General features: G+C 62.7%; 13 protein-coding genes. 7 read left to right on the top strand and 6 right to left on the bottom strand.

The features are described from left to right. Positions 1-115: 115 nt before the first annotated feature. Positions 116-1,489, top strand: a complete 1,374-nt coding sequence (locus E5X34_RS03170; RefSeq protein ID WP_126082404.1) for a class II 3-deoxy-7-phosphoheptulonate synthase — start codon at positions 116-118, stop codon at positions 1,487-1,489. A gap of 188 nt (positions 1,490-1,677) precedes the next feature. Here E5X34_RS03170 and E5X34_RS03165 read toward each other — a convergent pair whose 3' ends face one another. Beyond that, the gene (locus E5X34_RS03165; protein ID WP_292560932.1) at positions 1,678-3,111 is read right to left on the bottom strand and encodes a glycosyltransferase family 39 protein; all 1,434 of its coding nucleotides are present in this window, start codon (positions 3,109-3,111) and stop codon (positions 1,678-1,680) included. Positions 3,112-3,458: 347 nt separating this feature from the next. Here E5X34_RS03165 and E5X34_RS03160 point away from each other — a divergent pair, with 347 nt between their 5' ends. Further along, complete coding sequence (locus E5X34_RS03160) at positions 3,459-4,163, top strand: hypothetical protein (protein ID WP_292560929.1); 705 nt, start codon at positions 3,459-3,461, stop codon at positions 4,161-4,163. Between the two features lie 43 nt (positions 4,164-4,206). On the opposite strand, the gene E5X34_RS03155 is transcribed toward E5X34_RS03160, so the two are convergent. From E5X34_RS03155 to E5X34_RS03145, 3 genes are all read right to left on the bottom strand, one after another. Further along, the gene (locus tag E5X34_RS03155) at positions 4,207-4,974 is read right to left on the bottom strand and encodes an RES family NAD+ phosphorylase (protein WP_292560927.1); all 768 of its coding nucleotides are present in this window, start codon (positions 4,972-4,974) and stop codon (positions 4,207-4,209) included. Further along, on the bottom strand, positions 4,934-5,311 hold the full coding sequence (locus E5X34_RS03150; protein WP_292560924.1) for an antitoxin Xre/MbcA/ParS toxin-binding domain-containing protein: 378 nt from the start codon (positions 5,309-5,311) through the stop codon (positions 4,934-4,936). The genes E5X34_RS03155 and E5X34_RS03150 overlap by 41 nt, the downstream gene beginning before the upstream one ends. A 63-nt stretch (positions 5,312-5,374) precedes the next feature. Further along, positions 5,375-6,445 carry a GGDEF domain-containing protein gene (locus E5X34_RS03145; RefSeq protein ID WP_292560921.1) on the bottom strand — a complete coding sequence of 357 codons (1,071 nt, stop codon included), beginning with the start codon at positions 6,443-6,445 and terminating at the stop codon, positions 5,375-5,377. 315 nt (positions 6,446-6,760) lie between these two features. Between E5X34_RS03145 and E5X34_RS03140 the strand changes: the two genes are divergently transcribed. Next, on the top strand, positions 6,761-7,180 hold the full coding sequence (locus tag E5X34_RS03140; RefSeq protein ID WP_095815206.1) for a GFA family protein: 420 nt from the start codon (positions 6,761-6,763) through the stop codon (positions 7,178-7,180). A gap of 76 nt (positions 7,181-7,256) precedes the next feature. Continuing rightward, positions 7,257-7,616 carry a diacylglycerol kinase gene (locus E5X34_RS03135; RefSeq protein ID WP_126060526.1) on the top strand — a complete coding sequence of 120 codons (360 nt, stop codon included), beginning with the start codon at positions 7,257-7,259 and terminating at the stop codon, positions 7,614-7,616. A gap of 10 nt (positions 7,617-7,626) precedes the next feature. On the opposite strand, the gene E5X34_RS03130 is transcribed toward E5X34_RS03135, so the two are convergent. Continuing rightward, on the bottom strand, positions 7,627-8,226 hold the full coding sequence (locus tag E5X34_RS03130; protein WP_292560916.1) for a DedA family protein: 600 nt from the start codon (positions 8,224-8,226) through the stop codon (positions 7,627-7,629). Beyond that, positions 8,223-8,786 (bottom strand): DUF1003 domain-containing protein, encoded by a 564-nt coding sequence (locus E5X34_RS03125; protein ID WP_292560914.1) that lies wholly within the window; start codon positions 8,784-8,786, stop codon positions 8,223-8,225. Before E5X34_RS03125 ends, E5X34_RS03130 begins: the two co-directional genes overlap by 4 nt. A 91-nt stretch (positions 8,787-8,877) precedes the next feature. Here E5X34_RS03125 and E5X34_RS03120 point away from each other — a divergent pair, with 91 nt between their 5' ends. The 3 genes from E5X34_RS03120 to E5X34_RS03110 all read left to right on the top strand — a co-directional run bounded on the left by E5X34_RS03120 (position 8,878) and on the right by E5X34_RS03110 (position 11,944). Further along, the gene (locus E5X34_RS03120) at positions 8,878-9,591 is read left to right on the top strand and encodes a DNA-3-methyladenine glycosylase I (protein ID WP_042644388.1); all 714 of its coding nucleotides are present in this window, start codon (positions 8,878-8,880) and stop codon (positions 9,589-9,591) included. Between the two features lie 173 nt (positions 9,592-9,764). Continuing rightward, positions 9,765-11,477: an NAD+ synthase gene (locus E5X34_RS03115; RefSeq protein ID WP_292560908.1), complete on the top strand. Its 1,713-nt coding sequence runs from the start codon at positions 9,765-9,767 to the stop codon at positions 11,475-11,477. 29 nt (positions 11,478-11,506) lie between these two features. Beyond that, complete coding sequence (locus E5X34_RS03110) at positions 11,507-11,944, top strand: GNAT family N-acetyltransferase (RefSeq protein ID WP_292560906.1); 438 nt, start codon at positions 11,507-11,509, stop codon at positions 11,942-11,944. Positions 11,945-11,959: the final 15 nt, after the last annotated feature.

The raw sequence follows: 11,959 nt of genomic DNA, 5'->3' as shown, positions 1-11,959 counted from the left end.
ACCGCTGAAAAACCCGGCTAGAATAGCCAGTCGGCTTCGTGTAAGGAGCCGCGACCTCTGTTGGGGCGAAAATAGCGGGCACGGGCGCTCGCCGAGAAGAGTATTGGGTGCAGCGATGACGAAATGGTCGCCGAATTCGTGGAGAGAGAAGCCGATCAAGCAGGTTCCGGCCTATCCGGACCTTGCCGCGCTGAAGGCGACGGAAGCCCAGCTCGCCACATTCCCGCCGCTGGTTTTTGCCGGTGAGGCGCGCAAGCTGAAGAAGCAGCTGGCGGCGGTCGCCGCCGGCGAAGCCTTCCTGCTGCAAGGCGGCGACTGCGCCGAGAGCTTTGCCGAGCATGGCGCCGACAACATCCGCGACTTCTTCCGCGTCTTCCTGCAGATGTCGGTGGTGCTCACCTTTGCCGGCGCACAGCCGGTGGTGAAGGTCGGCCGCGTCGCCGGCCAGTTCGCCAAGCCGCGTTCCTCGGACAACGAGACCAAGGGCGGGGTGACATTGCCGAGCTATCGCGGCGACATCATCAACGGCATTGAGTTCGACGCCAGGTCGCGCATCCCGGATCCCGCCCGGCAGGAGATGGCCTACCGCCAGTCGGCCGCGACGCTCAACCTTCTGCGCGCCTTCGCGCAGGGCGGCTACGCCAGCCTGGAGAACGTGCATCGCTGGATGCTGGGCTTCGTCGCCGACAGCCCCCAGGGCGAGAAATATGAATCGCTCGCCAACCGCATAACCGAGACGATGGAATTCATGCGCGCGGTCGGCATCACGTCGGAAACCAATTTCGCGCTGCGCGAGACCGATTTCTACACCAGCCACGAGGCACTGCTGCTCGGTTACGAGGAAGCCCTGACGCGTGTCGATTCCACCTCCGGCGACTGGTACGCGACGTCGGGCCACATGATCTGGATCGGCGATCGCACCCGCCAGCCCGACCATGCCCATGTCGAATATTGCCGCGGCATCAAGAACCCGCTTGGCCTGAAATGCGGACCTTCGCTGACGCCGGATGGTTTGCTGGAATTGATCGACCTACTCAATCCCGAGAATGAGCCTGGACGATTGACGCTGATTGCGCGCTTCGGCTCCGACAAGGTTGCCGAGCACCTGCCAAAGCTGGTGCGGGCGGTGAAGAAGGAAGGCCGCAGCGTCGTGTGGTCGTCCGATCCGATGCATGGCAACACCATCGAGGCGGCCGGCTACAAGACGCGGCCGTTCGACCGAATTCTCAAGGAAGTGCAGACCTTCTTCGAGGTACATCGCGCCGAAGGCACGCATCCGGGTGGCATCCATGTCGAGATGACCGGCAAGAACGTCACCGAATGCACCGGCGGGGCCCGCGCCATCACGGCCGAGGACCTGCACGACCGCTATCATACCCATTGCGATCCGCGCCTTAATGCGGACCAGGCGATCGAGCTCGCCTTCCTGGTCTCGGACCTGCTCAAGAAGAGCCATCCGATCCAGCACAAGCAGGTTGCCAATGCCTGAGCAGCGCCCCGGCATTTGATCATTGCAGGCGCCGGCGAAACCGGCGCCTTTTCAATTCAGGCGGGCGGATCAAGCCTAAAGCGCGTCGCGATCTTTCAGATTCGCTCCATACCGCTTTAGGTTTTTGATTTTATGCATGTCTTTGTCCCGAAACCGGTTCCCACTTTCGGGAGACATGCTTTAGCCGGTCATTCCGGGTCGGGTGGCCCGGGCGGGTCTCCCGGGAAACTCGATCCGCCGGGTGGAATGACGGCAAAGTTGATCTCCAGGGGCGGCGCCCTGAGCGACCAGTCGAAAGACACCGTTTTGACCGGCAGGCCGTCGGTCCAGGCCAATTGCTGCGGCGTGAGTGGCCAGCCTTTTGGCCATACCAGCAGCATTCCCTGATCCCGCAGGCGCTGGTCGGTGATCCATGGCGCGAGACGCCTGTCGAGCATCGTGAAGATGGAAGGCTGGTCCGCGGCCTCCAGCCCGGCGAGCCGGGCCACGCCGTCTTCGCCGCCGACAATGCCCAACGGCCCGGGCACCGCCTCATGCCAGATCGTCTCGGCCGTCCGTGAAATCGATTGCGCCGGCCAGCACATCGGCTGCAGGCGACCGCGGACGTTGCAGCCGGTCCAGCGGGTGACGGCGTAGGCGCTCGATACGGCGACCACGCATAGCAGGGCCAGCACCGTCAACCGGCGTAATTCCGTCGCTCCCAGCCGGTGGCCCAGGAGCGCGATCGCCAGGACGCCCACGAGATTGTACATCGTCGCGCCCCAGGACTCGCCGGTGCCTGTGAGCAGCGAGGCGATCATGATGAGGAGTGCTGGCCCCAGACCCATCCATGCCAGGTAGATAATAGCGCGTCGCTCGGGAGCCGGCTGAGTCTGCAAGGGCTCCTGCGCGGGGCTTGCTCGCCGCCGCAGCAGGCCGGACAGAGCAAGAACGACGGGAACAGCGGAAAGCCCGGCAAGCTGGACGCCGATATAGTAAAGCCGGGCGCGGTGGGCGAGGACCCATTCGTTGCGGTGCGCGGCGTAGGTCAGCGGCAGGAAATCGAGTCGGAAAAGCTCGACCGCCAGCGGCGCCGCGATGCCAAGGAAAACCGCAAGGCCAAGCCACGGCCATGGGGTGGCGAGCCGGCTCCGGGCACGGCTATCGTACAAGAGCCAGATGCCGCCGAAAACCAGCAGCAAAGCCGTCGAGAACTTGGCGTAGAGTCCCAGGCCGGAGACGACGCCGAGGGCGAGCCACCAGCCGGGCCGTCCGTCGCGCGCCGCGCGCCACAATAGCCATGAGATGCCGGCCCAGAAAGGCATCTGCGCATAGTCGTGGTTGAATTGCGGGGTCGGCCAGCCAAAGAAGTAGATCGAGGGCATCAGCAACACCGCGGCGAGAGCGCGGGTCGAACCCATGATGTCGCGCGCGAGAAGGTAGACCAGGACGAAGGTCGTCGAGACCAGCAGTTGCGAAAGCATATATTGCGGCCAGCGGAACGAGCCGGTCAGGAGATGGCTGATCTCAAGCAGCCAGCAGGGCAGTTGTGGGTGTTTGTAGGTCAGCAGAACCCACTCGCGGCCCCACATGAACCCCTCGACGACGTCGTATGGCGGCCCCACGTTGACGAGCGCCGGCATGACGGTCCAGCAAGCGATCTGCGTGAGGCACAAAAGCGCCAGCAATCGCCATGGATGCCGGATCAGTCCGTTCCAGATCGAAGGCGGATTGCCTTCCGCGGCGGCTGCCGCCGTCCAAAGATCAACGGATTCGCTGGTTCTCGACATGCGGGCCTAAAACCACACCGGCGGATTTCTGAACAGTCCGATAGCAAAAGCTTACGAAAATGTATGCTGCCGCAACATTGTAAAACCAAGATTGCGATGGAACCCGTCGCCGGCGCTTCGGGCAGAACCGTGGCCGGCTGAATGTTGGTTGAGCCGGTCCGCCTCCCAAGGCGCCGCGGTTTAGCCATACAGGTGTCTCCATGCGTCACCAGCACGCCGTCATCCATCATCGCGCTCTCGACTTCTGGTCGGCGCGCGCGGCGGTTCTCGTCATCATCTGTCTTCAGCTTCTGGTCATCAACAATTTGTCCTTCGGTCCGCGCTGGCTGGCACCGACCGTCGAGGCGGCACTGCTGGTGCCCTTGTCGGTGGCGACAGCCTGGACGCAGATGCAGACGCGCAAGGCAGTCGACCATGAGCATTGGTACGCGGTCGGCCAATTGCGCCTCTACATCCGCCGCACGGCATTGGTGATGACCGGCGTCATCAGCATCATGAATTGCGGATCGTTGGTTTTCCTGGTGCGAGCGCTGCTGGAAGGGCGCGCCGGCGCCGGCACCACGCTGCTTGTCGATGCCCTCAACATCTGGGTCACAAATGTGATCGTCTTTGCGCTGTGGTTCTGGAGCACGGATAGGGGCGGGCCGCCGACCTGTGGCCTGGTCAAGCGCGCGCAGGCCGACTTCCTGTTCCCGCAAATGACGCTGCCAGATCGCGAGATACAAGGCTGGCTGCCGGGCTTTGTGGACTATTTCTTCCTGGCTTTCACCAACGCCACCGCCTTCTCGCCGACCGACACCTTGCCGCTCACGCAGCGCGCAAAGCTCCTGATGATGGCCGAAGCGATGATCTCGCTCTTGACGATCGCCCTGGTGGCGGCGCGGGCGGTCAATATTTTGGCTTAGCTATCTGCCGGCCCGTCCTGAATCTCGAGAGAGTTTTCCGAGTTCAGTGGCCGCGTTCCCAACGCATGCCGGCCAGTCGCGGATCGGCAAAAGCGGTGCGTGAGAATTCCAGCCGCCTTTCGGGGAATTCGCAGATCGCCTGCAGGCCGAAAGAGCCGATCCGGATACGCCAGGTCTGTGGCTCCAGCGGCCTGGCCTTGGCAAAGCCCTTGCACGTCAACAAGGCGATGTTGGCGCCCTTGGGATCGCGCACCGAGCGATAGCGGATCGCCTGTATCTCGGCTTCGCGCGCGACATCGGCGATCGCCTGACAGGCGGTGTAATCGGTGGGCAGCGTCCAGGCCTTTACGTCGCGATCGAGCGGCGGCCGCGTCAGGTCGATCGCGCGCTCGCATTTGATCGCGGCGGCGAAGGCAGTGTATTCCGCCGCATCGTTCGGCCATGGCGTCGCCGGCGACTCCGCAAAGAACAGCAAGCGGTAGAAGGCCATCTCCGCCACCGCCGTCAGCACTGTCTCGGCCGCGTAGTAGACGCCTTTCGTCTTGCCCGCGCGGCGGAAGCGCGAGCCGTATGGATAGACGGAGCCGTAGCGGAAAGGCGTCGCCAGCAGATAATGGAGGTGGCGGCATTCCAGTGGGATATGTGGCTTGGTGTCCTCGACGAGGTCCTCGAGCAGCGACTGCTCGTCGAGCGTGTCGACCAGCTTCAGGGTCGACACGCGGTGCTGCGCCTCCACCATGCGCCAGTATTTGCCTTCGAGCCTGACGGCCTCAGACGAGAGCGCGCCGGGAGTCCAGGTAGGCAATGACATCGACAAGTCCGGCAATGGTCAGGATTTTCTCGAGCGGCGTGCCGTCGAGGCTGATGTTGGGATTCCTCAGCCATGCCCGCGCCACAGTCTCGTCGCCGCCGACGATGGCGTCGAGCGAGCGGAACAGGCGGACGAACAGCACCGCCAGCTCGAACGGCTTGGTGCCGCGTTCAAGCAGGAACTCCTGTTTGCGCATGCGCGAGACCGTTGCCTCCGACACACCGATCACCAAAGCGAGCGTCCTGGCGGTGATGTCGAGCAGATCGGCCGCGCGCAGCGTGGCCTTGGTGATGACGGCGTTTTCGGCCGCCGCCGCGGCCGCGACTGGACGTTGCATAAGCGCACCCATTCATTTCTGTGGAAAATATAGTCCACAAAAATTCTTCTGGAAAGGGTGATGTCAGTCTTTCTTGTAAAGCAGCCAGCCTTTGCCGGCTCGTCCGCCAGTGGCCGAATGCCTTGTCACACGGTTGCGGCCGCCGACCTTGGAGCGGTAAAGCGCCCGGTCCGCCTTGGTGTAGAGGTCCTCGGGGTTTTCCGCCTCCGAGGCCATGCAGATGCCCAGCGATACGGTGACGGTGCCGTAATTCATGCCGGTCTGGCTGCTGGTGAATGGGGTCTGCTCGATCAGCGCGCGGATGCGCTCGGCGATCTCGTATGTGGCGTCCTCGCTGGCGCCTTCAACGATAAACGCGAATTCCTCGCCGCCGGTGCGCGCGACGAACATGTCGGAACGCACGCTGGACTGGAAGATCTCGGCGATGATCTGCAGGATCCTGTCGCCGACCGGATGGCCGTAACGATCGTTTATGTCCTTGAAATGATCGATATCGGCAAGGATCAAGGCGTTGAACAGAATGCCGCGATTGCTGTTGTAGATCCGGGCGATCTCCTTGTCGAAGGCGCGTCGATTCCACAGTTGCGTGAGCGGGTCGGTGTCGGCAAGCCGCTTGTATTCCTCGAGCTTCGACTTGACGCTTTCAAGCTCGGCCGTCTTTTCGCTGAGCGTGCTGGCGATCTGGCGGCCATGATCGATCGTCGAGCTGGTGGCGGCCGACATTGCGCTGGCGATCTTATGCAGGAGTTCCTGCGAAAGCAGGCTGCGATTGCTCAGGCCGCTCGAGGTCTCGTCGAGGAGACGGCCGTATTTCTCGATATGCGAGCGCTCGCTACGCAACAGCGCGGCGATGTCCTCGAGCTCCTTGGCGACCATCTCGCGGGCATGCTCGACGATGGCCGGTCCGTGATGCTGGGGGAAGAAGGTGCGCCCGATGCCGTCGAGGTCCTCCTGGGTCGGGCGATTGCTCAGCCCGACAACGGCAAGGCTGAGCTCATGGTTGCTACCGTTCAGCGCCTCATAGAAAATTTCGTAGTTGCGCGGCAGGCCGAGCACGCCGAGCTGGCGCATCGTCGCCACGACCGTGCTGGCGATGTCGGTATTCCTGTCAGGCGGGATGGCTGCCGGTTGCATATCGTCTTCACTGCCCCTTCAGTGCGACCGGAGACCTGCCACCGCCGGGAGTCGCTAACTCGGGGATTTGAATCGGAATTGCGAATGCGCGTCCCCTCACGACCTCCGCTTGTGGGAAACATAGATGCAGTTGCGCTAAAGTTTCCTTAATAGCCTGCATTTCCCCGATGTCTCTGCTACCTCAGGATGTAGAGTCGTGTGAGGCGCAGCTTTTGAAACGCGTCGCTTCGGTGTCGCATTTGCCTGCGCCCAGCCATTTCAAACCTGAAATTCTGTCCGGTAATGGATCGGGCAGATGGTCGAAGGAGGCCGGAAATGGACGACAACCACAGCGGATCGTGCCTGTGCGGGGCGGTGCGTTTCAGGACGAGTGGCCCGTTGCGCGGCGTCGTCTACTGCCATTGCTCGCAATGTCGCCGGCAGACCGGCCATTTCGTCGCGGCTACCGCCTCAAGGGATGCCGATATCGTCATAGAAGGGGCCGACGCGCTCAGCTGGTACGGTGCTTCGGATGTGGCGAAACGCGGCTTCTGCCGGACCTGCGGCTCGCTGCTCTTCTGGAAGCACAATGAACTGGATACGATTTCCATCATGGCCGGATCCTTCGAGAGGCCGAGCGGCCTCACGGCGGAAAGCCACATCTTCGTCGGCGACAAGGGCGATTACTATTCGATCGAGGACGGGCTGCCGCAGTTCGAGAAATCGACGCCGTCGATAAAGGTCGCCGACGGGTGAATTTGCGGCGGCTGGCTTATTCCCTTGATCCGGCCGTTGCGATATCCCCTCACGGTGACTCGAAACGGGGCTGGGCATGCAGCGGCTGATCGACGCTTTCATCAATTCGGTTCGGGCCTTCCGCAAGTTGGCCGCGCATGAAAAGGCATTTCAGCAGGAGCTGCTGTTGCTGGCGCTTGCCCTGCCGGCCGGCTGGTTCATCTCGGTCTCCTGGCGCGGTTATGCCCTTTTGATCGGCGCGGTTCTGCTGTTGATCATGGTCGAAGTGCTCAACACCGGCATCGAGGCGGCCTGCGACGCGATCTCGCGCGAATTCCACATCGAAATCCAACTCGCCAAGGATTGCGGGTCACTGGCGGTGCTGATTTCGATCGTGATCGCCGGCGGCGTCTGGGGAATCGCCTTGATCGAGCGCCTCACCGGCGCGCCGATCTGATCCTGGCGGATCAGGATCCTGCCCGATCTTCCTTGGCGCGTTCGCGTCCGGCAAAATGATGGCCGACCAGCCAGGCAATGATTGCGACGCCGACGCCGACGCCAAGGGCAATGAGCAGGCGCTCATGCCGCTCGAACGCCTGGCCCACCATGCGCTCCGCGCCCAGGCCGAAGACATAGCCGATAGCGCTGAACAGAGCCGCCCAGACGGCGGAAGAGATGGCATTCAGGATGACGAAGCGCGACATTGGCACGGTCGACAGGCCTGCAGCGATACCGCCGACCAGCCGCATGCCGTAGATGTAGCGGTTGGTCAGCACGAAGATGTTGGGATGGGTGTTGAGCAGGCGGTAGGCGCGGCTGAAGCCCGGCCGCCTGCGCAACCTCCTCACATAGCGATGCTCGGCGAAGCTGCGGCCGAGGGTGAAGAAGAACGTGTCGCCGGCGAAGGCGCCGAGGAAGGCGGCTAGGAAAGTCTGCCACAGCACGAAGACGTGCTGATGAGCGAAGAAACCGCCAAGGATCGCGGCACTTTCGCCTTCGGCGACGCAGCCCAGGAAGACCGCGATCAGCCCGTATTGCTCGATGAGATGATGGATGGTCCCGTTCATTCTGTGACGGGCCGCGCCGACAGTTTCTCGTCGATGCGCCTGATCTGTTCGGCCATGCGCAGGATCTCGTCTCGCATGCCGATGATCTCGCTGTGGCGCAGCTCGTCGAGCTTTTCATGCAGGGCCATGATCTCGATCTCCGCCTTCAGATTGACCTCATAGTCATGCGCCGCGTCGATGCGGTCGCGCTCGGCCTGGCGGTTCTGCGACATCATGATCACCGGCGCCTGGATCGCCGCCAGCATCGACAGCACGAGGTTGAGGAAAATGAAGGGGTAGGGGTCGAAGGCGTCGCGCGTCAGCAGCCAGGCGTTGACTAGGATCCAGAGGGAGAGAAACGCCAGGAAGCCGAGGATGAAGGTCCAGGAGCCGCCGATCCTGGCGATCGCGTCGGCGACGCGGTCGCCATAGGTCTCGTGGAAGGCGACGGCCTTGTTGGTGTCGCGCGTGATGGTGGTGCGCTCGAGCGTCGATTGAAGCACGCGGCTCTCGAGCGGACCGAAACCATCCGGTTTGCGCTTGAGCAAGCGGTTCGCCATGTCTTCGACGATCTTGTTCATCTGCCTTCTCCTTCGCCCGGGCATCGATAGACGTAGAGGCTGCCGGGCCGCACGTGAAGTGCTAGATTGCGGCGGACAGGCGAGGGCAAAGATGCTCGATTTCCAGAAAATCCATGCACGGGCGGCAAAGCGCAAGGGCGGGGAGGCGGTGCTGGCGCCGCTGCTTGGCCCTGCGCCCGACAACAAGGCGGTGGCGAAAGTCCCCGACGATCGCATTCTCTCCACCATGGCCGAGCGGATCTTCGCCGCCGGCTTCGTATGGCGGGTCATCGAGCAGAAATGGCCGGGTTTCGAGGAAGCGTTCCTCGGCTTCGAGCCGAAGCGGCTTCTGTTCCAGCCGGACGACTTCTGGCACGAGCTGGCATCCGACAGCCGCATCGTGCGCAACCCGCAGAAGATCAGATCGGTGCGCGACAATGCCGCCTTCGTCGACCGCGTCTCGAAGGAGCATGGCAGCTTCGGCAAATTCATTGCCGCCTGGCCGGCCGACGATCAGATCGGCCTGACCGCCTATCTGGCCAAGCATGGCAGCCGGCTCGGCGGCAACACGGGCCAGTATTTCCTGCGCTGGCTGGAATGGGACACGTTCGTCGTTTCCGCCGACATGGCGGCGGCCTTGCGCGATGCCGGTCTCGACATAGCCGAGAATCCAACCTCGAAGCGGGACCTCGAAAAAATCCAGGCGCAGATCAACCAATGGTCGGCCGAGACCGGCCTGCCGCGCCGCCACATCTCGCGCATCCTGGCGATGTCGATCGGCGAGAACCGGTCGGCGGAGGCGTTGCGCGAGTATATGGGCGATTAGGCGATCAGGATACGATCGGGCCGACGCCGATCGATCAGGATACGATCTGCGATCGATCAGGACATAATCGGCTTCGCCGATTAGTCGGGATACGATCGACATCGGTCGATCGATCCTAATTGGCACAAGCGATCGCCATTGCCGGGCGATTTCTGCCACGCTACATCCATTCCATGACCAAGACCGCTCCCGATATCCTGCGCATCGCCGTCGCCCAGCTGAATCCGACTGTCGGCGACGTCGCCGGCAATCTGGCAAAAGCGCGTGAGGCGAGGGCGGACGCGGCGCGACAGGGTGCCGACCTGGTGCTCTACACCGAGCTCTTCCTCGCCGGTTATCCGCCGGAAGACCTGGTGCTGAAGCCTTCCTTCCTCAAGGCCTGCGAGAAAGCGGCCGATGATTTCGCGCAGGATACTGCCGATGGCGGACCCGGCGTCATCATCGGCACGCCGCTGAAGCGCAAGACCGGCACGCATAATTCCATCGTCGTCGCCGACGGTGGCAAGATTATCGCCGAGCGCTACAAGCTCGATCTGCCCAACTACGGCGAGTTCGACGAGAAGCGCGTCTTCCAGGCCGGACCTGAACTGCAGGGGCCGGTCAATTTCCGCGGCGTGCGGATCGGCATCCCGATCTGCGAGGACATCTGGGGCGACATAGCGGTCTGTGAGACGCTGGCCGAAAGCGGAGCCGAGATCCTGCTGGTGCCGAACGGTTCGCCCTATTACCGCGCCAAGATCGACGTGCGCCACCAGGTCGTCATCCGCCAGGTCATCGAAACCGGCTTGCCGATCATCTACGCCAACCAGCTTGGCGGCCAGGACGAGCTGATCTTCGACGGGGCGTCTTTCGCCATAGGTTCCGACAAGACGCTTGCCTTCCAGATGAGCCAGTTCGAGGAGGCGCTCGACGTCACCACCTGGAAAAGAAGCCGCGTCGCCGCAGGCGCGCAAAATGGAAATAATTCCGATAGCTGGGTCTGTTCGGAAGGCCCGATGTCGAAGATCCCCGACCGGGAAGAGGCGGACTATCGCGCCTGCATGCTCGGCCTGCGCGACTACGTCAACAAGAACGGCTTCAAGAACGTCGTGCTTGGCCTCTCCGGCGGCATCGACTCGGCGATCTGCGCGGCCTTGGCCGTCGATGCGCTGGGCGAGGAGCGGTTGCGCACTGTTATGATGCCCTACCGCTACACGTCGAAAGATTCGCTGAAGGACGCGGAAGACTGCGCGCGCGCGCTCGGTTGTCGTTATGACATCGTGCCGATCTCCGAGCCGGTCGAAGGCTTCAGGCATGCGCTGACCCAACTCTTCGAGGGCACCCAGGAAGGCATCACCGAGGAAAACCTGCAAAGCCGCGCGCGCGGCACCATCCTGATGGCGATCTCGAACAAATTCGGTTCGATGGTCGTCACCACCGGCAACAAGAGCGAGATGTCGGTCGGCTACGCCACGCTTTACGGCGACATGAATGGCGGCTTCAATCCGATCAAGGATCTCTACAAGATGCAGGTCTACGCGCTGTCGCGCTGGCGCAATTCCCATGTGCCGCCGGGCGCGCTCGGTCCTTCCGGCGAGGTCATTCCGAAGAACATCATCGACAAGGCGCCGTCGGCGGAACTGCGCGAGAACCAGACAGACCAGGATTCGCTGCCGCCCTATCCGGTGCTGGACGACATCCTGGAATGCCTGGTCGAGAACGAGATGAGCGTCGACGACATCGTCGCACGCGGCCATGACCGGGCGACGGTGACCCGTGTCGAGCACCTGCTCTACATCGCCGAATACAAGCGCCGGCAGGCGGCGCCCGGCGTGAAGATCACGCGGAAGAATTTCGGCCGCGACCGCCGCTATCCAATCACCAACCGGTTCCGGGATCGCGGTTGATCTCCGGCGAGATTGCGGCAGCGCAGCGCATGCAAGACATAGAAATCAGCTTCGACCTGTTGCGGATCGATTTCCGGGCAACGTCCGATCAGCTCATGCAAAGCTATTGGGGCGCGTCGCGGACCGACGAGGCCCACCGCCGGGCCTTCGACAACTCGCTCTGCGCCGGCGCCTATCTCGATGGCGAGCAGGTCGGCTTCGCCCGCGCGATCACCGACTACACGGTCTTTGCCTATGTCGCCGACGTCATCATCTGGCCACAGCATCGCGGGCGGGGGATCGGCAAGCTGCTCGTCCAGGCGCTGATCGATCATCCCGAAGTCAGCACGGTGACGCATTGGAGCCTGTCGACCGACGACGCCCACAGCCTCTACGAGAAGTTCGGATTCAAGGCGTCGACGGACGGACGCTACATGCGGCTGGATCGAATAGCGGGCAAGCCGACGGCTTCAAGCGCGCCTGACTGAAATCGATTCAGCCGT

It is taken from the genome of Mesorhizobium sp., from assembly GCF_004963255.1.
Classification (GTDB): domain Bacteria; phylum Pseudomonadota; class Alphaproteobacteria; order Rhizobiales; family Rhizobiaceae; genus Mesorhizobium.
The sequence above is the reverse complement of the archived record's forward strand: the minus strand, read 5'-3'. Positions and strand labels throughout refer to the sequence as shown.

Bases quoted from the DNA above. Each gene is read 5' to 3' on its own strand.
- E5X34_RS03170 (WP_126082404.1), top strand. From the start codon at position 116: ATGACGAAATGGTCGCCGAATTCGTGGAGAGAGAAGCCGATCAAGCAG.
- E5X34_RS03120 (WP_042644388.1), top strand. From the start codon at position 8,878: ATGCTCGATTTCCAGAAAATCCATGCACGGGCGGCAAAGCGCAAGGGC.
- E5X34_RS03165 (WP_292560932.1), bottom strand. From the start codon at position 3,111: ATGCCGGCGCTCGTCAACGTGGGGCCGCCATACGACGTCGTCGAGGGG.
- E5X34_RS03115 (WP_292560908.1), top strand. From the start codon at position 9,765: ATGACCAAGACCGCTCCCGATATCCTGCGCATCGCCGTCGCCCAGCTG.
- E5X34_RS03130 (WP_292560916.1), bottom strand. From the start codon at position 8,226: ATGAACGGGACCATCCATCATCTCATCGAGCAATACGGGCTGATCGCG.
- E5X34_RS03150 (WP_292560924.1), bottom strand. From the start codon at position 5,311: ATGCAACGTCCAGTCGCGGCCGCGGCGGCGGCCGAAAACGCCGTCATC.
- E5X34_RS03140 (WP_095815206.1), top strand. From the start codon at position 6,761: ATGGACGACAACCACAGCGGATCGTGCCTGTGCGGGGCGGTGCGTTTC.
- E5X34_RS03110 (WP_292560906.1), top strand. From the start codon at position 11,507: ATGCAAGACATAGAAATCAGCTTCGACCTGTTGCGGATCGATTTCCGG.
- E5X34_RS03135 (WP_126060526.1), top strand. From the start codon at position 7,257: ATGCAGCGGCTGATCGACGCTTTCATCAATTCGGTTCGGGCCTTCCGC.
- E5X34_RS03160 (WP_292560929.1), top strand. From the start codon at position 3,459: ATGCGTCACCAGCACGCCGTCATCCATCATCGCGCTCTCGACTTCTGG.
- E5X34_RS03125 (WP_292560914.1), bottom strand. From the start codon at position 8,786: ATGAACAAGATCGTCGAAGACATGGCGAACCGCTTGCTCAAGCGCAAA.
- E5X34_RS03145 (WP_292560921.1), bottom strand. From the start codon at position 6,445: ATGCAACCGGCAGCCATCCCGCCTGACAGGAATACCGACATCGCCAGC.
- E5X34_RS03155 (WP_292560927.1), bottom strand. From the start codon at position 4,974: ATGTCATTGCCTACCTGGACTCCCGGCGCGCTCTCGTCTGAGGCCGTC.